Source organism: Herbaspirillum seropedicae, assembly GCF_001040945.1.
Taxonomy (GTDB): Bacteria; Pseudomonadota; Gammaproteobacteria; order Burkholderiales; family Burkholderiaceae_D; genus Herbaspirillum; species Herbaspirillum seropedicae.
The window spans coordinates 3,657,211-3,676,640 of sequence record NZ_CP011930.1; the positions used below are offsets into that span (position 1 = coordinate 3,657,211).

Annotated in this window: 19 protein-coding genes; 7 read left to right on the forward strand and 12 right to left on the reverse strand. The window is 63.7% G+C overall.

Annotated elements, in window-relative coordinates; genetic code table 11:
• Positions 1-32 precede the first annotated feature (32 nt).
• From ACP92_RS15975 to fnr, 4 genes are all read left to right on the forward strand, one after another.
• The gene (locus ACP92_RS15975; RefSeq protein ID WP_013235139.1) at positions 33-1,100 is read left to right on the forward strand and encodes a 1-aminocyclopropane-1-carboxylate deaminase; all 1,068 of its coding nucleotides are present in this window, start codon (positions 33-35) and stop codon (positions 1,098-1,100) included.
• A 188-nt stretch (positions 1,101-1,288) separates the two neighbouring features.
• Positions 1,289-1,912, forward strand: coding sequence for an OmpW/AlkL family protein (locus tag ACP92_RS15980; protein WP_013235140.1), 624 nt, complete (start codon positions 1,289-1,291; stop codon positions 1,910-1,912).
• A 262-nt stretch (positions 1,913-2,174) separates the two neighbouring features.
• Positions 2,175-3,245, forward strand: a complete 1,071-nt coding sequence (locus tag ACP92_RS15985) for a fatty acid desaturase (RefSeq protein WP_041310993.1) — start codon at positions 2,175-2,177, stop codon at positions 3,243-3,245.
• 374 nt (positions 3,246-3,619) lie between these two features.
• A complete protein-coding gene (gene fnr / locus ACP92_RS15990; protein WP_013235143.1) occupies positions 3,620-4,456 on the forward strand; it encodes a fumarate/nitrate reduction transcriptional regulator Fnr in 837 nt (278 codons plus the stop codon).
• 69 nt (positions 4,457-4,525) lie between these two features.
• Here fnr and ACP92_RS15995 read toward each other — a convergent pair whose 3' ends face one another.
• From ACP92_RS15995 to hemN, 11 genes are all read right to left on the reverse strand, one after another.
• Entirely contained in the window at positions 4,526-4,777 is a 252-nt protein-coding gene (locus ACP92_RS15995; protein ID WP_013235144.1) for a hypothetical protein, read from the reverse strand.
• A gap of 72 nt (positions 4,778-4,849) precedes the next feature.
• Positions 4,850-5,422: a FixH family protein gene (locus ACP92_RS16000; protein ID WP_013235145.1), complete on the reverse strand. Its 573-nt coding sequence runs from the start codon at positions 5,420-5,422 to the stop codon at positions 4,850-4,852.
• A gap of 30 nt (positions 5,423-5,452) precedes the next feature.
• Positions 5,453-6,925, reverse strand: a complete 1,473-nt coding sequence (gene ccoG, locus ACP92_RS16005) for a cytochrome c oxidase accessory protein CcoG (RefSeq protein WP_041310996.1) — start codon at positions 6,923-6,925, stop codon at positions 5,453-5,455.
• Between the two features lie 142 nt (positions 6,926-7,067).
• Positions 7,068-8,000, reverse strand: a complete 933-nt coding sequence (gene ccoP / locus ACP92_RS16010; protein ID WP_013235147.1) for a cytochrome-c oxidase, cbb3-type subunit III — start codon at positions 7,998-8,000, stop codon at positions 7,068-7,070.
• Entirely contained in the window at positions 7,993-8,187 is a 195-nt protein-coding gene (locus tag ACP92_RS16015) for a cbb3-type cytochrome oxidase subunit 3 (RefSeq protein ID WP_041310998.1), read from the reverse strand. Before ACP92_RS16015 ends, ccoP begins: the two co-directional genes overlap by 8 nt.
• 4 nt (positions 8,188-8,191) lie before the next feature.
• Positions 8,192-8,806 carry a cytochrome-c oxidase, cbb3-type subunit II gene (ccoO, locus tag ACP92_RS16020; RefSeq protein WP_013235148.1) on the reverse strand — a complete coding sequence of 205 codons (615 nt, stop codon included), beginning with the start codon at positions 8,804-8,806 and terminating at the stop codon, positions 8,192-8,194.
• 13 nt (positions 8,807-8,819) lie between these two features.
• Complete coding sequence (ccoN, locus tag ACP92_RS16025) at positions 8,820-10,247, reverse strand: cytochrome-c oxidase, cbb3-type subunit I (protein ID WP_013235149.1); 1,428 nt, start codon at positions 10,245-10,247, stop codon at positions 8,820-8,822.
• A gap of 144 nt (positions 10,248-10,391) precedes the next feature.
• Positions 10,392-10,565, reverse strand: coding sequence for a cbb3-type cytochrome oxidase assembly protein CcoS (gene ccoS, locus ACP92_RS16030; RefSeq protein WP_013235150.1), 174 nt, complete (start codon positions 10,563-10,565; stop codon positions 10,392-10,394).
• Complete coding sequence (locus ACP92_RS16035) at positions 10,565-13,084, reverse strand: heavy metal translocating P-type ATPase (RefSeq protein ID WP_013235151.1); 2,520 nt, start codon at positions 13,082-13,084, stop codon at positions 10,565-10,567. Before ACP92_RS16035 ends, ccoS begins: the two co-directional genes overlap by 1 nt.
• A gap of 2 nt (positions 13,085-13,086) precedes the next feature.
• On the reverse strand, positions 13,087-13,941 hold the full coding sequence (locus tag ACP92_RS16040; RefSeq protein WP_013235152.1) for a sulfite exporter TauE/SafE family protein: 855 nt from the start codon (positions 13,939-13,941) through the stop codon (positions 13,087-13,089).
• Between the two features lie 12 nt (positions 13,942-13,953).
• Positions 13,954-15,405 carry an oxygen-independent coproporphyrinogen III oxidase gene (hemN, locus tag ACP92_RS16045; protein ID WP_013235153.1) on the reverse strand — a complete coding sequence of 484 codons (1,452 nt, stop codon included), beginning with the start codon at positions 15,403-15,405 and terminating at the stop codon, positions 13,954-13,956.
• Positions 15,406-15,729: 324 nt separating this feature from the next.
• Here hemN and ACP92_RS16050 point away from each other — a divergent pair, with 324 nt between their 5' ends.
• The gene (locus tag ACP92_RS16050; RefSeq protein WP_253909687.1) at positions 15,730-16,410 is read left to right on the forward strand and encodes a hypothetical protein; all 681 of its coding nucleotides are present in this window, start codon (positions 15,730-15,732) and stop codon (positions 16,408-16,410) included.
• Here the strand turns inward: ACP92_RS16050 and yddG are convergent.
• A complete protein-coding gene (gene yddG / locus ACP92_RS16055) occupies positions 16,398-17,321 on the reverse strand; it encodes an aromatic amino acid DMT transporter YddG (protein ID WP_013235155.1) in 924 nt (307 codons plus the stop codon). The two genes, ACP92_RS16050 and yddG, sit on opposite strands and share 13 nt — an antisense overlap.
• Positions 17,322-17,478: 157 nt before the next feature.
• Here yddG and ACP92_RS16060 point away from each other — a divergent pair, with 157 nt between their 5' ends.
• Positions 17,479-18,135 carry a 7-cyano-7-deazaguanine/7-aminomethyl-7-deazaguanine transporter gene (locus ACP92_RS16060; protein ID WP_013235156.1) on the forward strand — a complete coding sequence of 219 codons (657 nt, stop codon included), beginning with the start codon at positions 17,479-17,481 and terminating at the stop codon, positions 18,133-18,135.
• A 102-nt stretch (positions 18,136-18,237) separates the two neighbouring features.
• The gene (locus tag ACP92_RS16065) at positions 18,238-19,395 is read left to right on the forward strand and encodes an MFS transporter (protein ID WP_013235157.1); all 1,158 of its coding nucleotides are present in this window, start codon (positions 18,238-18,240) and stop codon (positions 19,393-19,395) included.
• Positions 19,396-19,430: the final 35 nt, after the last annotated feature.

Consider the following 19,430-nt stretch of genomic DNA (forward strand, 5'->3'; position numbering starts at 1 on the left):
CTGACCTGAATTCACCTGAACCGGAGCAACCCATGCTGGCATTAGACAAACTCTTCCCGCGCAAGACGCTGGGCTTCTTCCCCTCCCCCATCCACAAGCTGGAACGTCTCTCCGCCATGCTGGGCGTGGAAGTCTGGGCCAAGCGTGATGACGTGTCCTCGGGCCTGGCCTTCGGCGGCAACAAGATCCGCAAGCTGGAATGGCTGGTGGCCGACGCACTGGCCAAGGGCTGCGACACACTGGTCTCGATCGGCAACATCCAGTCCAACCACACGCGCCAGGTATGCGCGGCCGCTGCCGCGGTGGGCATGAAGTCCTATACCGTGCAGGAAACCTGGCTGGAATGGGATGACCCGGTCTACGACAAGGTCGGCAACATCCTGCTGACCCGCATCATGGGCGGCAATCCCATCATGGGCGGCTATGGTTATTCCACCACCGAAAAAGACACCTGGGCCCGCGCCCTGGAAGAAGTGCGCGCCAAGGGCGGCAAGCCCTATGCGATCCCGGCTGGCGCTTCCGACCACCCGCTGGGCGGCCTGGGCTATGCCAACTTCGCCGATGAAGTGGCGATGCAGGAACAGCAGCTGGGCGTCTTCTTCGACAACATCGTCGTGGCCACCTGCACCGGTTCCACCCAGGCCGGCATGGTGGTGGGCTTTGCCGCTCAGGAAAAACGTCGCCGCGTCATCGGCATCGACACCGCCGACGACGAAGCCATGACCCGCCGCGCCGTCACCAAGATCGCCAACGACACCAGCGAACTGATCGCCTCCAAGGGTGGCAAGCGCGTCATCGTGCGTGATGCCGACATCGAGATCATTCCCGACTACAGCGGCCCGGCCTATGGCCTGCCCAGCGAGCAGACCATCGCCGCCATCCGCACCGCAGCCGAGATGGAAGCCATGCTGACCGATCCGGTCTATGAAGGAAAATCCATCGACGGCCTGATCGACATGGCCAAGAAGGGACACTTCAAGGGCCAGCGCGTGTTGTATGCACACCTCGGCGGCGCACCGGCGCTCAACGCCTACTACAAGGCGTTTGAAGATCCGGAGAACCTGACCAAGCTGGCACGGGAAGCGCGCTACAAGGAATAAGGTCAGCGCGACTGCGCAGCACAACTGCCGGCCTTTACAGCACAACGGCCCGGACCTGTCATCGCAGGTCCGGGCCGTTCAGCTTTTGCCTCATCGGGGTGCAGCCATGGCCGCGCTTGATCGGCATCAAAGCCGGACAGCCACTTCACGCGTACCTTTCGCACATCCTCACTCGACAGGTAAAAACCGTGAAAAAAATCGTCACTATTGCTGCCGCTGCTGCGGCTTTCGCTTCCTCCTTCGCTGCCCCCGTCTTCGCCCAGGAGGCCCAGAGCCCATGGCTGGTGCGCGTGCGCGCCGTCCACCTGAGCCCGGAAAACAAGTCCGACCCCATCAACGGCCAGGGCGCTTCGGATCTGATCACGATCAACTCGAAGACCATCCCCGAAGTCGACATCAGCTACTTCTTCACCAAGAACATCGCCGCTGAACTGGTGCTGACCTATCCGCAAGAACAGGACGTGCGCCTGAACGGTTCCAAGATCGGTACCTTCAAGCACCTGCCGCCCAGCCTGCTGGTGCAATACCACTTCATGCCTGACTCGGCCTTCAGCCCCTACGTCGGCGCCGGTATCAACTACACCCGCATCTCCAGCGTGAACATCTCGGGCGGTCTGCAACTGGACAACAGCAGCTTCGGCGGCGCCCTGCAGATCGGCGCGGACTACAAGATCAACAAGAACTGGCTGATCAATTTCGACATCAAGAAGGTGCAGATTTCCAGCGACGTGAAGACTGCCGCCGGCGCCAAGATCTCCAGCGTGAAGATCGATCCGTGGCTCATCGGCGTTGGCGTGGGTTACCGTTTCTAAGGTATTCTTGCCGCACCCAAACGGCGCGATCCGTCATCCATGATGACCGGTCGCGTTGTTTTTTGGGAAGCACGCTAACGTCCGCCATCGGCGACACGCCGACAGCCGGCCATCCTTGCAAACGCCATCCGCCATTTGCAGCGTTAGCTGGAGCAGTCTCATGCGGCATGCTCCCCTGTCCAACGTTTCACTGTACGTAGAGGTAACCACGATGTCGACGACTTCGCAATCCCATAACCTGCCGGTCGCCCCAGGCGCACCGATGCCCCACCGCAAGGTGATCCGATCCTGGGTGATCCCCCTGAGCAAGCGCAGCACCGCCATCGCGCTGCTGCTCTCGGTAATCGATTTCGCACTGTTCGGCGCCAGCCTGGCCGCCATTGTCTGGGCGCCGTGGCTCCTGGCCAAGATCGCGCTGGGCGTGGTCAATGGCTTCATCATCGGCCGCCTGTTCATCCTCGGCCACGACGCCTGCCACCAGGCCTTCACGCCCAACCGCAAGCTCAACACCTGGCTGGGCCGCCTGCTGTTCATGCCTTCGCTGACGCCCTACAGCCTGTGGGCCGTCGGCCACAACGTGGTGCACCACGGCTACACCAACCTGAAGGGCTTCGACTTCGTCTGGCAGCCGCGTTCGCTCGAAGAGTTCAACGCCCTGCCGCGCTGGCGTCAGCGCCTGGAGCGCATCTATCGCAGCGGCTTCGGCCCCGGTCTGTACTACATGATCGACATGTGGTGGAAGCGCATGTATTTCCCCTCGAAGAAGCAGATGCCCACCCGCCGCGCCGAATTCATGTGGGATGGCGCACTGGTGACCGCCGTCGCTGCTGTCTGGGTCGGCGGCCTGGCCTGGGCCGCGCAGTCCACCGGACAATCGTTCTGGACCCTGCTGGTGACCGGCTTTGTCATTCCCCTGCTGTTCTGGAAGGCCATGATCGGCTTCGTGGTGTATGTCCACCACACCCATACTTCGGTCGCCTGGTACGACGACAAGGTCACCTGGGCCGCTGCCCAGCCCTTCGTCTCCACCACCGTGCACCTGACCTTTGGCCGTTTCTGGGGCGCCCTGCTGCATCACATCATGGAGCACACCGCGCACCACGTCGACATGAGCGTGCCGCTGTATCGCCTGAAGCAGGCGCAGAAGAAGCTGGAAACCATGCTGCCCGGTCGCATCGTCATCCAGCGTTTCTCCTGGCGCTGGTATTTCGATACCGCCCGTCGCTGCAAGCTCTACGACTTCAAGCGCCTGTGCTGGACTGACTACCGTGGCCGTCCCACCAGCCAGCCCCTGCCACTGCCGGAAATGAGCAAGAGCATGGCCGAAGCATGACCCCGCTGAGGACGCCCGTCCTCAGCACCGAAGTTTCACCGCCACGGAAGTTTCAATAACAAGACGGTCGCATGGAAGGGCAATCGCGGGTCCCCGGTAACCCCGCGACACCGCCCACTTTCCCCCATCAAGGCCGCTCCCCTACCCTCATTGCAGCCCCTCTCCTTCTGTCCGCTTGCATCGAATTTGTGTGGTATTTCCCACCTCAATCTGGCGGTCTTCCGGCCTTCCGTAGCGTTGCCGGCCGTTTAGTTCCGACATGTTTGATCTGGGACAAGAAATGCCGTCTGATTCGGGAATACTGTGCTTCCTATATTGTTCCGCGCACTTAAAATCGAGTCATTCGATTGCCACATGTCCGCCGGGAACATCGTATGAACCAGTCTTGCCACTCCACTCCGATCACCACGCCGGCTAACGCCGCTGCCCCCCTGACCCACTGCTCGTCGCTGACCGCGGCCCGCGAGGCTGCCGCCAGCTCGGCGCTGCGCAGCTGCACTGCCTGCGGCATGCACCAGTTGTGCCTGCCCATGGGTCTGGATGAGTCCGACATGAAGCGCCTGGACAAGATCATCGGTCGCCGCAAGGTCGCCCGCGACGATTTCCTCTATCGCATCGGTGACCGCTTCACGGCGCTCTATGCGGTGCGCGTGGGCCATTTCAAGACCTATCAGGAAAACCTGGACGGCGACCGCCAGATCACCGGCTTCCAGATGCCTGGCGAACTGCTGGGCATGGATGCGATCAGCACCGAACAGCATCAGTGCGACGCCGTGGCCCTGCAGGACAGCGAAGTCTGCGAGATCCCCTTCGCCCGCCTGGAACAGTTGTTCGGCCAGATTCCCCATCTGCTGCGCCACTTCCATCGCATCATGAGCCACGAGATCACCAGCGAACAGAACGTCATCATGCTGCTGGGGAACATGCGTGCTGAACAGCGTTTTGCCGCCTTCCTGGTGAACCTCTCTTCACGCTACGCCGCACGCGGCTATTCCTCCACGCGTTTCCAGCTGCGCATGACACGCCAGGACGTGGGCAATTACCTCGGCCTGACCATTGAAAGCATCAGCCGGCTGATCTCCAAGTTCCGCAAGCAGGGCTTGCTGGCCGTGGAGCAACGTGATGTGGAAGTAGTCGACCTGGCCGCATTGAAGCGCCTGGCCGCAGGCGTGGACGCCTGCACCGCGACGCCGACCCGCAGCACCAGCTGAGGGCTGGCCTCATCGGCCAGCGGGCCCGCAGTCAACGACCAACGGTCAACGGCCAACAGCGATCGGCCGCTAAGCGACGTGACGCAGACGTTCCCTGGGCAAGGTCTGCGTCAGCCTCACGGCCAGCAGGCCACAGATCGCAAAACTCACCCAGAAACAGAAGAACCCGACCGTGTAGGCGCCCAGCGCCTCCCACTCATGCCCGGCCGCCATGGCCAGGTCATCCGGGTTGAAGATGGAAAAGAATATTCCCTCGGCCGCCGTGGCCATCAGGAAAGCCACCCAGATCACGATGGCGATGTTGCGTTGCTGTTTGCGCATGGCTGTCTCCTTCAGTTATTTCTTCCGTAGACTGCCGATCTTTGCGTCGGCTCGGTGCTTCAGCTTAGCGCATTATTCGGCCGGTGCGTAGGCCTCGGCATTCATTTCCATGCTGCGCTGTTGCGGCCACGCCCAGGTGCCGTGCAGGCGCCACACATGGCTGCCGTCTTCGGCCACCAGACGCCAGCGGGCCTGTTCCATTTCCACCAGCGGGACCGAGAAACTGCCGTCGGCGGCCGGCTGCACCTGCAGCGTACGGTCCTTGGACGGCTGGGTCGGGTGCACCAGGTTCAGGATCAGTGTCCGGCTTGCCTGATCGGCAAGCTGGGACTGCGCCTGCGGGGCCGGCTGGCGCAGTTGCAGGCGGCCACGCAGTACGCCGGCCGCCGGGTCATAGGCGATGTCGATGGCCGCGCCTAGGCGCTGGGCCTCGTGATCGCGGCGCAAGTCCTTGTTGATGGCCTTGCCCTGCTTGTAGTAGTCGTCCGCCACCAGCGCATCGGCGCGCGAGATGGCCAGCCAGGCCGTAAAGACGCCCGCCACCACCACCACGGCCGGACCGGCCATCAGGAGCCAGGGCCAGCGATGGCGATACCAGGGAACAGCGGCAGCAGTGCTGGCGAACTTGGGAGACATGGTCTGCATGATTTCCTCTTTAGGTGAGATCGGGTCCGATCAGCGCCGGGGCACCAGGAACACCGCTTTTTCGCTGACATTGAGCGCAGGCTGGTCTTCGGCCTCCAGTTCAATGCGGATCTTGTTGGAGCCGACTTCGCCCGCACCGTGCGGCGCGCGCACGCGCACCGGCACCGAGACCGTCTGCGTAGCCGCCACCTCGATGGGAGTCGCCGGATCCACGCTCAGTCCGGCCAGGCCCTTGGCGCGTACGAGATAACGGTGCCCCCGTTCATCGGTGTTGATGATCTGCAGGCGATAGACGTTTTCGATGATGCCCTCTTCGACTTCGCGCCCCATCGAACCACGGTCGCGGATCACGTCCAGCTTCAGCGGGGTGCGTACCCACAGCGAACCGGCGAACAGGGCAATGACGGCGCCCAGGATGGCGCCGTAGATCAAGATGCGCGGGCGCACCAGACGACGCCGGATCTCCGCCGTGGAGAAGCCCTGCTCGACCGCATTCTCGGTGGAGTAGCGAATCAGTCCACGCGGCCGCTTGATCTTGTCCATCACGCTGTCGCAGGCATCCACACAGGCGGCGCAACCGATGCACATGTATTGCAGGCCCTGGCGGATATCGATCCCGGTGGGGCAGACCTGCACGCACATCGTGCAGTCGATGCAGTCGCCGGCACGGGCGCCGGTGTCCAGCTTGGCCGCCTTGGCGGCGGGCATACGAGGTTCGCCACGGGCCACGTCATAGGTGATGATGAGCGAATCACGATCGAACATGGCGCTCTGGAAGCGGGCGTACGGACACATGTACTTGCAGACCTGCTCGCGCATCCAGCCCGCATTACCATAGGTGGCGAAGCCGTAGAAGAGGATCCAGAAGCTCTCCCACGGACCCAGCGCAAAGCCGCTGATCTCGGGCAGCAGGTCGCGGATGGGCGAGAAATAGCCGACGAAGCTGATGCCGGTCCACAAGGCCACCGCGCCCCAGGCCAGGTGCTTGGCCGACTTGCGCCAGAGCTTGTCGAACGACCAGGGTTGGCGGTCCAGGCGCATGCGGGCGCTGCGATTGCCTTCGATGCGGCGCTCTATCCACATGAAGATTTCGGTATAGACCGTCTGCGGACAGGAATAGCCGCACCAGACGCGGCCAGCCACGGCCGTAAACAAGAACAGGCTGAAGGCGCAGATGATCAGCAGCGCCGCCAGCCAGATGAAGTCCTGCGGCCAGAGCACCAGGCCGAACAGATAGAATTTGCGGGAAGCCAGGTCGAACAGCACGGCCTGACGCTCATTCCAGTTGATCCACGGCAGTCCGTAGAACACCAGCTGCGTCAGAAAGACACAAAGCCAGCGCAGGCTGGCGAAACGTCCCTGGATTTCGCGCGGGTAGATCTGCTCGCGCGCCGCATACATGCGGATGACGGCATATTCATCCTTGCCTGTCTTGCTGTCACCGGTGTCGGGTGGCGGGTCCCCTTCCTTGTCCTGCCTGGGTTTCATCACGGCTTTTTCCATGGTCTTGCCTGATCTGCCTTCACTCTCTGTGCGCTCCTGGTCTTGTGGAGGGAGCGCGTTACCTACTGCGCCGGGACCGCGCCGATCTGTGTCAGCGTCGGCCCCGGCGGCGGAACTAGCACCTCATGCGCGGCATGAGGTCTTACTTGGCTGCCGCGTTGCTGGGCTTGTTGGAAAGACTCCACACATAGGCAGCCAGCACATGCACCTTGGGTTCACCGAGGAACTCGCCAAACGCCGGCATGGTATTGTCGCGACCCTTGTTGATGGTTTCCTTGATGGTGTCGATACTGCCGCCATACAGCCAGATCTTGTCCGACAGATTGGGGGCGCCCAGGGCCTGGTTACCCTTGCCGCCCGGACCGTGGCAGGCCATGCAGGCAGCGAACTTGGACTTGCCCAGCTCGGCCTTGATCGGATCATGGGTCGAATCGGACAGGCTGAGCACGTAGTTGGCGACGTTGTCGACATCCTTGTCGGTACCCACGGCTGCGGCCATCGGCGGCATGACGCCGTGGCGGCCCTTCATGATGGTTTCCTTGATGATTTCAGGGGTGCCGCCATGCAGCCAGTCGTTGTCCGTCAGGTTAGGGAAGCCCTTGTTGCCGCGGGCATCCGAACCATGGCACTGGGCGCAGTAGGTCAGGAACAGGCGCTCGCCGATGGCGTGGGCCTGGGAGTCGCCAGCCACCACCTTCAGGTCTTGCTTGAGATAGTGGTTGAACAGCGGACCATACTTGGCTTCAGCGGCCTTCACATCGGCATCGTGCTCGCCGGTGGAACGCCAGCCCAGGGTGCCGGGCAGGTTGCCCAGGCCCGGATAGGCCACCAGGTAGCCGATGGAGAAGAAGATGGTCAGGTAGAACAGCCACATCCACCAGCGCGGCAGCGGGTTGTTCAGCTCGGTCAGGTCTTCGTCCCAGACGTGGCCAGTGGTGGAACCGGCCGCCTTTTCCTCGCCCTTCTTGACCTTCCAGTTCGATTGCTGCCACAGCAGCAGCGTGCAGCCGACGATACCCAGCACGGTCAGCACGATGATCCAGATATTCCAGAAACCATTGGTGAAATCAGCCATGGCGCACCTCCTTGTCAACGCCTTCCTGGGCCGGCTGGCCGATGTCGCCATCGGCGAAGGGAATCATCTCGGCTTGCTTGAAGTCAGCGGGCTTGTGGCCGATGTAGGTCCACCACAGGATGCCGGCAAAGGTGATGAAGCTGATCAGCGTGATCAGGCTGCGTGGATCGGTAATCATTTCAATCATGGTCTTATCTCTCCGCCTTGATCAGCACGCCCAGGCCTTGCAGGTAGGCGATCAGCGCATCCTGCTCGGTCTTGCCGACCAGCTCGGCCGGGGCATTCTTGATGTCTTCTTCGGTGTACGGGTCGCCGATGCGCTTCAAGGCCTTCATGCGCGAGACGATGTCGTAGTTGTCCAGCTTGGCCTGCTCCAGCCATGGGTAGGCCGGCATGTTGGACTCGGGCACCACGTCGCGCGGATTGTGCAGGTGGGCGCGATGCCATTCGTCGCTGTAGCGGGTACCCACGCGGGCCAGGTCAGGACCGGTGCGCTTGGAACCCCACTGGAAGGGGTGGTCATAGACCGATTCGCCAGCCACGGAATAGTGGCCATAGCGCTCGGTCTCGGCGCGCAGCGGGCGGATCATCTGCGAGTGGCAGTTGTAGCAACCCTCGCGGATGTACACGTCGCGGCCAGCCAGGCGCAGGGCCGAATAGGGCTTCAGGCCAGCGATGGGTTCGGTCGTCGATTTCTGGAAGAACAGCGGCACGATCTCGGCCAGGCCGCCGATGCTCACCACCAGCAGCACCAGGCCGATCAGCAGCCAGGGGTTCTTCTCGATCCATTCATGCGAAAACTTCATCATTTCCCCCAAATCAGTGCGCAGCGTTGGTCACGGCAGGAATCGGTGCGACAGCCAGCTCGGTGCCGCGCATGGTGCGCCAGGTGTTGTAGGCCATCACCAGCATGCCGGACAGGTACATCAGGCCGCCCATCAGACGGATCACGTAGTACGGATAGGTTGCCTTGACGCTTTCCACGAAGGTATAGGTCAGGGTGCCGTCGGCATTGACCGCGCGCCACATCAGGCCTTGCATTACACCGGCGATCCACATCGCGGCGATGTAGAGCACGATGCCGATGGTGGCGACCCAGAAGTGGATCTCGATCAAGTCCTTGCTCCACATCTGGGTCTTGCCCGACAGACGCGGAATCAGGTAGTACATCGCCCCCATGGTGACGAAGCCGACCCAGCCCAGGGCGCCGGAATGGACGTGACCGATGGTCCAGTCGGTGTAGTGGGACAAGGCGTTGACGGTCTTGATGGCCATCATCGGACCTTCGAAGGTGGACATGCCGTAGAAGGACAGCGACACCACCAGGAACTTCAGGATGGGATCGGTGCGCAGCTGGTGCCAGGCGCCCGACAGGGTCATCATGCCGTTGATCATGCCACCCCAGGACGGCGCCAGCAGGATCAGCGAGAACACCATGCCCAGCGACTGGGTCCAGTCAGGCAGCGCGGTGTAATGCAGATGGTGCGGGCCGGCCCACATGTAGGTGAAGATCAGCGCCCAGAAGTGCACGATCGACAGACGGTAGGAATACACCGGACGGTTGACCTGCTTGGGAATGAAGTAGTACATCATGCCCAGGAAGCCGGCGGTCAGGAAGAAGCCCACGGCATTGTGGCCGTACCACCACTGGATCATCGCATCCTGCGCGCCGCTGTACATGGAGTACGACTTGGTCAGGGTGGCCGGCATGGTCATGCCGTTGACGATGTGCAGGATGGCCACGGCGATAATGAAGGCGCCGTAGAACCAGTTGGCCACGTAGATGTGCTGCACCTTGCGCTTGATCAGGGTGCCGAAGAACACCACCGCGTAGGCCACCCAGACGACGGCGATCAGGATGGTCAGGGGCCATTCCAGTTCGGCGTATTCCTTGCCACGGGTCAGACCGAGCGGCAGCGAGATGGCGGCGCCGACGATCACCAGCTGCCAACCCCAGAAGGTGAAGGCGGCCAGGAAGTCGGAGAACAGGCGCACCTGGCAGGTGCGCTGGACGACGTAATATGAAGTGGCCATCAGCGCACAGCCGCCGAAGGCGAAGATCACCGCGTTGGTATGCAGGGGCCTCAGCCGGCCGAAGCTCAGCCAGGGTACCCCCATGTTCAGTTCAGGCCATGCCAGTTGGGCGGCGATGATCACGCCGACCAACATACCGACTACGCCCCACAGGATGGTCGCCACGGTGAATTGGCGCACAACCGTGTAGTTGTAGCTATTTTCTTTGCTCACGAAACTCTCCCCACTATGTTGAGTACTGGTCAATGCGAGCTTACGGGGCGCAGCTTCCGGCAGCCTTGACGTGTATCAAAATGGGGAGAAGCGCGGGAACAAAGACGGGGAAACAACGGTCTGCGTCAACCGCAGTGCACACAATCACGCGCCGCCGGATGGCTCTTGCGGGACGGCGGCATCATCGTCGTGGAGGATGCGCATGGCAGGCCCTTCGAGGTCATCGAACTGGCCGCTGTCGGAGGCGCGGAAGAACACCCAGATCGCCAGGAAGACCAGCAGGGTGCTCAGGGGAATGAGGAGATAGAGCGCTTCCATCAGGCCGCTCCCGCCAGCGCGGGACGTACCGCCGCCGGCTGTGCTTCTGCAGCAGAACGCACCTGCCGACGGCTCAGGCGCAAGGCATTGCCCACCACCAGCAGCGAACTGAGCGACATGCCCACCGCCGACATCCAGGGATCGAGCAGGCCGAAGGCTGCTGCCGGAATGGCCAGGAAGTTGTAGGTCGCCGCCCACACCAGGTTCTGGCGCACGATGTGCATGGTCCGCTGCGCCATCGCCGCGCAATCGGCCACGGCCTGCAGGCGGTCACTCATGATGACGGCATCGGCACTGACCTGCGCCAGCGCCGCGCCCTTGCCCATGGCGAAGGAGACATCGCCGGCGCGCAGCATGGCCGCGTCGTTGATGCCATCGCCAACGATGGCCACCACCGCCCCGTCCCGCTGCAGATTGCGCACATAGTCCAGCTTGCCCTGTGGCGTGCAGGCTGCCTGCACCTCGCTGATGCCGGCTGCGGCGGCCACCTCGGCACAGACCTCGGGCTGGTCGCCGCTGAGCAGGATGGTGCGCAGGCCCAGTGCGCGGAAAGCCGCCACGGTCGCGACCGCATCCGTGCGCAAGGCATCGGCCAGGTCGAAGCGCGCCAGCCAACCATCGCTGCTACCCAGATAGACGCTGCCCGCCCCACTGGCAGCCGACTGCAACAGGACCGGTGGCAATGCAGTGCCCGCCAGCCCAGCGACGAAACTGCGCGAGCCGATGCGATAGAGGTCGCCCTCGATCATGCCCTGCATGCCCGCCCCCGTCACCGAAGTCAGTTGTTCCACCTCAAGGGCGTCCACCTGCCGGCGCGCGCCCTCCTCCACCAGCGCCTTGGCCAGCGGATGCAGGCTGCCGCGCTCCATGGCAGCGGCGATCGCCAGCGAGCGCTGGCAGTCCACATCCGACCACAAGGCGGTCAACTGCGGACGTCCCTGGGTGAGCGTGCCGGTCTTGTCGAAGACAATGGTGTCGGCGCGTTGCAGGGTTTCCAGCACATTGCCACGCACGATCAGCGTACCGGCCCGCAGCAGACGATCAGTGGCGGCCGCCAATGCCGAGGGTGTCGCCAGCGACAGGGCGCAGGGACAAGACACCACCAGCACCGCAATGGCGGTGGACCAGGCACGCGTCGGATCGATCAATTGCCAGGCCAGGAAAGTCGCCCCAGCCAGCAGCAGCAGCGCCACTACGAAGCGCGAAGCCACGACGTCAGCCCACTGGGCCAGCGCAGGCTTGCCCTGTCCGGCCTGCTCGGCCAGCCGGGTCAGCGCGGCCAGCGTACTTTCGCCGGTGGCGCGCACCACCCGCAGGAACACCGGCTGGCTCAGGTTGACCGCGCCGCCGGGCGCTTCCTGGCCGATCTGGAAAGACTGGGGACGGCTTTCGCCCGACAGCAGGGCCAGGTCGAACTCGCCCGCGCCCTCCAGCAGGCAGGCGTCAGCCGCGATGGTATCGCCCGGACGCGCCAGGATCACATCACCCTCGCGCAATTGCGCTGCGACCACCAGGGTGGTCTCGCGCTGCTCCGGATAGCCTGGCGCCAGCAGCGCCGAGGCCGGGAAGGCCTGCTGCATGCGCTCCAGCGCCGACGCGGATTTGCGGCGGGCGGCCGCCTCCAGGTAGCGACTGCCCAGCAGCAGGAAGATGAACATGCTCACGCTGTCGAACCAGATCTCGCCCTCGCCGCGCCAGGTGGCGATGGCGCTGGCCAGGAAGGCTGCTGCGATGCCGATGGCCACCGGCAGGTCCATCCCCGGTGCACGGGCGCGCAGTCCGGCCCAGGCGCCGGTGAAGAATGGCAAGGCCGAATAGAACACCGCAGGAATGGTCAGGAACAGGCTGGCCCAGCGCATGAGCGACATCATGTCGGGATCGATGCCCTCATGGGTCATGTAGACCGGCACGGCATACATCATCACCTGCATCATCGACAGGCCGGCGATGAACAACTGGCGGAACAGGCGGCGCGAGGCACGGCGCGCCTGTTCACCCTGGCGCAGGGGATCGAAGGGATAGGCGGTATAGCCCAGCCCGCGCAGGCCGCGCAGGATGGTGGCGGTGGAACACAAGGCGGGATCGCGGCGCAGGTGCAGCCGTGAGGTAGCCACGTTCATCTCGGCCATCTGCATGCCGGGCAGGCGCGCCAGGTATTTTTCGATCAGCCAGACGCAGGCCGAGCAGCGCAAGCCATCGATGGACAGGACCAGCTCCGCGCTGGCGTCGGCGGCATGGGCCTGATCCGGCGCTGGCTGCGGCTGCTCCAGCAAGGCCAGTTCGGGCGGGAGCAGTTGTTCGGGATCGACCCGGGCCGAAGGCGCCGTGCGGCGCAGGTAGAAGTCTTCGCAGCCGCTGTCCACGATCAGTCGCGCCACGCTCTGGCAACCGACGCAGCACAGCTCACGCCGCGCCCCGCCGATCTCCAGCGTCCACGCCTGTCCGGCCGGCACCGGCTGGCCGCAATGGAAACACAGTGTCCCCTCGCCGCTCCCGTCCCCGCTCCCTTCACTGCTCATCGTCATCCCCCATGCGCCGGACTGATGCAGAACACATCGATCCAGCCGCGTGCAATGCCCATGCCGCCGATCTCGGCGCCACGCAGCAAACCCATTATTCCGAAAGCCAGTACGACCACGCCGGCCGCCAGACGCACCGCCGGACGCTGCGCCAGCTGGCGCAGGCGCGCACCGGACAGGCCAGCCGCCAGCAACACTGGCAAGGTGCCGGCGCCAAAGGCCAGCATGGTCAATGCCCCCTGCATGGCGCTGCCGGCCATCAAGGCCGTCAACAAGGCGCTGTAGACCATCCCGCAGGGCAGCCAACCCCAGAGGCTGCCCAGCAGCAAGGCCTTGGCCGGCGTATCCACCGGCACCAGGCGCGCGGCCAGCGGGCGTACACGCACCCACAAGGCGCTGCCCCACTGCTCCAGACGCGCCAGCGCCGGCCACCATTGGGTCAGGTACAGACCCAGCAGGACCAGCACGATATTGGTGATCAGGTAAGCCACCCGCTGCGCGGGCGCCAGCCAGCCGAGCACATCGGCACCGCGCAGCAACCCTGCCGCGATACCGCCGGCCAATGCACCGGCCAGCGCATAGCTGGACAGGCGGCCCAGGTTGTAGCACAGCACCCGCACCAGATCCTGGGCCATGGCCTGGACCTGGACGCCACCGGCGGGATGAATGGGAATGATGCGCAGCAGTCGCGCGCCGTCATTGCGACCGGGCGCGGCCACCGACAGCAGGGGCGCAGCCGGCGTGGGCGTCGGACGAACGGGCGCCGCCGAACTGAGCGCGCCGACGATGCCGCCACACATCCCGATGCAATGGACGCTCCCCATCAGGCCTACCAGGAAGATCGGCAGCAGATTCACTCCCGCTCCCGCTCAGACCGTCTGCGAATATCGCTGCGGGGCATCCTTGTTCTGGCTGGCGGCCTTCTCGCGCTCCTGGTTCAGGTAGCGATCGAAGACCATGCAGATGTTGCGGATCAGCAGCCGGCCCTTGGGCTCGACGGTGATCCATTCCGGTTCGATCTTGATGAGGCCGTCTTCTTCCAGCTGCTTGAGCTTTTCCATCTCGCTGGCGAAGTATTCGCGGAAGACGATGGGATAGGCGATTTCCAGCGAGTTGATCGACAACTCGAAATTGCACATCAGGCGCTGGATGATCAGGCGGCGCAAGACATCATCCATGCCCAGCTGGATGCCACGGGCGATGGGCAGCGTGGAATTTTCCAGGCGGGCGTAGTAGTCGTCGAGGGTCTTTTCGTTCTGGCTGTAGCTGCCGCCCACCGCGCTGATGGCCGATACGCCGCAGGCCACGAGGTCGGTCTCCGAATGGGTGGAGTAACCCTGGAAGTTGCGGTGCAGACGACCCTGCTGCTGGGCAATGGCCAGGTCGTCAGTGGGCTTGGCGAAGTGATCCATGCCGATATAGACATAGCCCGCCGAGGTCAGCTGGCGGATGCACAGCGAGAGCATGTCGAGCTTGCTGTCGGCGCTGGGCAGGTCTTCTTCCTTGATCTGGCGCTGGGTCTTGAAGAGCTGCGGCATGTGCGCATAGTTGTAGACGGCGATGCGGTCCGGGCTGGCGGCGATCACCTTGGCCAGCGTGCGCGACATGGACATCACGTTCTGCTTGGGCAAGCCATAGATCAAGTCGATGCTGACCGAGCGGAAACCGGCATCGCGGGCGGCGCGGATGATCTCCAGCGTCTGCTCTTCCGACTGGACACGGTTCACGGCCAGCTGCACCTCGGGATCGAAATCCTGCACGCCCAGGCTGATGCGGTTGAAGCCCTGCTGGCGCAGCTTGTGGACGCGTTCCACCGACACCGTGCGGGGATCGATCTCGATGGAGTATTCGCCGACGTGGTCAGGTGCGAGCGTGAAGCAGTGGCGGATGTGGTCCATCAGGTCCGACATCTGCTCATCCGAAAGGTAGGTCGGGGTGCCGCCGCCGAAGTGCAGTTGCTCGACCTGGTTCATTCCCGAAAAGAGCGAGCCCTGCATGCTGATCTCGCGCTTGAGGTAGCTCAGGTAGAGCGCGGCCTTGGCGCGGTTCTTGGTGACGATCTTGTTGCAGGCGCAGTAATAGCAGATGGTGTCGCAGAACGGAATGTGCAGGTACAGCGACAAGGCGCGCCAGGCGCTCATGCTGCGACGGTCGGACACCGCATGGAGGTAGTCGGTGACGGCAAAGTCACTGGTGAAACGGTCTGCAGTGGGATAGGACGTGTAGCGCGGACCACGCTGGTCCATTCTGCGCAGCACGCTCTTGTTCATGCCGGCGAGACTGGCGGAAGACTGCAGGGTGGACGGATGGGCGACTTGCATGCGATGCTCCTGGCCGGCTGCCACGCCGGACTGACGCGGCGCGCACATGCGCTGGGCCGCGAGCCCACCGGGCGAGCTGGTATTGACTGGAGCTTGCAGGATATCGGCTCCCCCGCAAAAACACCTTGATGTGTATCAAAAGGCCTGACGTGGCAGGAATGCAGCATTGCGCCGCTTTTTTGCACCTGTCGCGCTTTACTTCCCCCAGGCAACTCCTTAGCCTCTGATCTGAACCGGCCCTGCATGCAAACTGACTACCGTTACTGATGAGTTGCAAGCAGATGAGCCCAAGATCATCAATGTTAAGACCACGGGGGAATCACCATGAATTTTTTGCGCACCACCTTGCCCTGCCTCGGCGCCGCCCTGGCCATCACCACCCTGCCGGCCCACGCCGCCGGCCTTGGCCTCTCGGGCGAGCTGGGCACGACCGGGGTGGGCGTCCACCTCAGCGTGCCGCTGGCGCCGCAATGGAATGCCCGCTTCGGGGTGAACTACTTCGACTATTCGTTCAGTTCCAGCACCAACAGCGTCAATTATGACGCCAAGGCCAAGCTGCGCACCTTCGACGCCCTGCTGGACTGGTTCCCGTTTTCCAATGGCTTGCGCCTCTCGACCGGCGTGATCTACAACGGCAATAAGATCGACGCCACCGGACGCCCAAGGAACAACGGCACCTACACCCTCAACGGCAATACCTACCTGGCGTCCCAGGCCGGGCAGGTGGACGGTCGCATCGACTTCAAGAAGTTCGCCCCCTACCTGGGCGTGGGTTACGGCAATGCGGTCGCACCTGACAAGGGCTGGGGCTTTACCGCCGATGCCGGCGTGATGTTCCAGGGCAATGGCTCAAGCTCGCTGAGCAGTTCGGGTTGTACTGCCTCCGCGCTGATCTGCGCGCGCCTGGCCAATGACGTGGCGGCCGAGAACGCGGAACTCAATGACAAGGTGCATGGCTACAATCTCTATCCGGTGGTGCGGGTGGGCGTGAGCTACAGGTTCTGAACTGCATCGGCCCGGGCAGACCCCGGCGCCGCCTTGCGGGTGGCGATCCAGCACAGGATGGAACCGGCGCAGACCAGCCCGGCCCCGATCCAGAACGCGCCTGGCAAGGGCGAGCGCAAGAGCAGCGCCGACAGCGCCGAGGAAAACACCGGAATGAAATAGGATGCGCCCGCCAGCACCGTGACATTGCCGTGCAGGATGCCCACATTCCAGGCCGCATAGCCCAGCCCCATGGCCGCTGCGGCCAGCAGCAGGTAGACCAGCGCCGGCAGGCTCATGCTGAGCTCGGCGAGGTGGCCGCCGGCCAGCACCTTGACCCACAGCACCACGGCCACCATCATGAAGAAGGGTGTCACGCCATTCATGCCAGCAGCGATGCGGGTGGTGACGGTACAGTAGGCAGCCCAGATCAGCGCGCCCGCAAAGGCCAGCCCATAGCTCAAGGGATTGTCGCGGATATTCTCCAGCATGCCGGCCACATCCAGCCCCTGGTCGCCGCCCAGCACCCAGCAGATACCCAGCATGGAGAGGACGAATCCCGGCGCCATCAGCCAGGTGGCGCGCTGCTTGCCGAACAGGATGGCGGCGGTCAGCGTGAAGGTCGGCCACAGATAATTGACCATGCCGACCTCGATGGCCTGGCGCGCCGTGTTGGCATAGCCGATGGACAGCGACAGGCACAGCTCATAGCTCACGAAGAGCAGGCTGCCCCAGAACAGATAGCGGCGCGGGAAGCTGCGCAGCCGGGGCATGCCCACCGTCAGCAGCAGGATCGCCGAGGCCACCGTATAGATCGCCGCTGCGCCGCCGGTGGCGCCCAGGTGTTCACTGACGCCCCGGATCAGGCCGACGATGGCGCTCCACAGGACCACGGCGGTCAGGCCGACCAGGGTTGCCTTCTTGCTGTTCATGAGATGTTCCTGCCGGCAAAACGCAGCAGTGTACCCCGAACGGGCCGTCCAGGCTGGCCGCCCGGCGCAATGGGCTATAATGGCGGGCTTCGCCTTGTGCCGTCGGCAAAGGCTGTTGCCATGGGTTCCCTCGCCCCCATTCATCAAAAAGGTTCATATGACGACTCTCGACCTGCGCCGCCATGCCGCGCTGCTGACCTGGCTTTCCCTGTTCCACCTGCTGGTGATCACGTCCAGCAATTACCTGGTGCAATTGCCCGTCGCCCTCTTCGGCCTGCATACCACCTGGGGGGCGTTCAGCTTCCCCTTCATCTTCCTGGCCACTGACCTGACCGTGCGCTTCTTCGGCGCACCGCTGGCCCGTCGCATCATCTTTGCGGTGATGCTGCCGGCGCTGTTCATTTCCTATGGCGTCTCGGCGCTGTTCTACATGGGGCAGTGGCAGGGCTTCGGCGCGCTGGCGCATTTCAATGTATTCGTGGCGCGCATCGCGGCGGCCAGTTTCATGGCCTATGTGCTGGGGCAAGTACTGGACGTGCAGGTCTTCAACCGCCTGCGCGCCTCGCGCCATTGGTGGCTGGCACCGTCGGTGTCGATGATCTTCGGCAATGCCAGCGATACCATCGCCTTCTTCTCCATTGCGTTCTGGCGCAGCAGCGATCCCTTCATGGCCGAGCACTGGATCGAGATCGCGCTGGTCGACTACGGCTTCAAGATCGCCATCAGCCTGCTGTTCTTCCTGCCGGCCTATGGCGCGCTGATGTCATGCCTGAAGAGCTGGTTTGCCCGTCCTCTCGCGGCCGATCCGGCCTGAGTCCTGCAACGATTTGCATCCAACGGTAAACTTGCGGCTTTGTTCGGCTTTGTGCGGCCTGTCCGCCGCGCCCCTCCTCCACCCCCTCCACCTGGACTGCGCATGAACTGGCCCCTGTTTGCCCTCGCCGTTGCCGCCTTTGGCATCGGCACCACCGAATTCGTCATCATGGGCCTCTTGCCCGATGTCGCCCGTGATCTGGGCGTAACGGCGCCGGCAGCCGGCATGCTGGTCTCCGGCTATGCCCTGGGCGTGGCCGCTGGTGCGCCCATCCTCGCCATCCTGACCGCCAAGTGGCCGCGCAAGCAGGCGTTGGTGGGATTGATGTGCCTCTTCATCCTGGGCAATGTGCTGTGCGCCCTGGCGCCCAACTATGTCTTCCTGATGGTGGCGCGGGTGGTGACGGCCTTCTGCCATGCGGCCTTCTTCGGCATCGGCTCGGTGGTGGCAGCCGAACTGGTCGCCCCGCAGAAGCGCGCCCAGGCCGTGGCGCTGATGTTTACCGGCCTGACCGTGGCCAACATCCTGGGCGTGCCGCTGGGCACCGCCTTCGGCCATGCCGCCGGCTGGCGCTCGACCTTCGGAGCGGTGACCGCCATCGGCGTGCTGGCCGCGATCATGCTGTGGACCATGCTGCCCAAGAAGATTCCCATGCAGGCGGGCAATATCTTCCAGGAATTCCGCTCCATCATCGACACCCGCGTGCAACTCTCGCTGCTGACCTCGACCCTGGCCTCGATCAGCATGTTCAGCGTCATCACCTATATCGCCTACATCCTGCTGGACGTGACCGGCTTCACCACCCAGCAGGAAAGCTGGGTGCTGCTGCTCTTTGGCGCCGGCATTACCGTGGGCGGACTGGTGGGTGGCAAGCTGGCCGACTGGAAGCTCATGCCGGTGATGTGCGGCGTCTTCCTCTGCATCGCCGTGGTGCTGGGACTGTTCTCCATCACCAGCCATTACAAGTGGCCGACGCTGGCGACCATGTTTGCCTGGGGTGCGTTTGCCTTTGCGGTGGTGCCGGGCGCGCAGATCCGCGTGCTCGATACCGCGCGCGGCGCGCCCAACCTGGCCTCCACGTTGAACCAGGGCGCCTTCAACCTGGGCAATGCCACTGGCGCCTGGGTGGGTGGCCTGGCCATCTCGGCCGGCCTGCCGCTGACCGACCTGCCGCTGATCGGCGCCTTCTTCGCCCTGCTGGGACTGGCCACCGTAGCCTTCTCGGCCTCGCTGGACAAGCGCGTGCGCGCGCCGGCCTGATTCGGCCTCGTAGAACGAAAAAGGCGCTTGTCCCG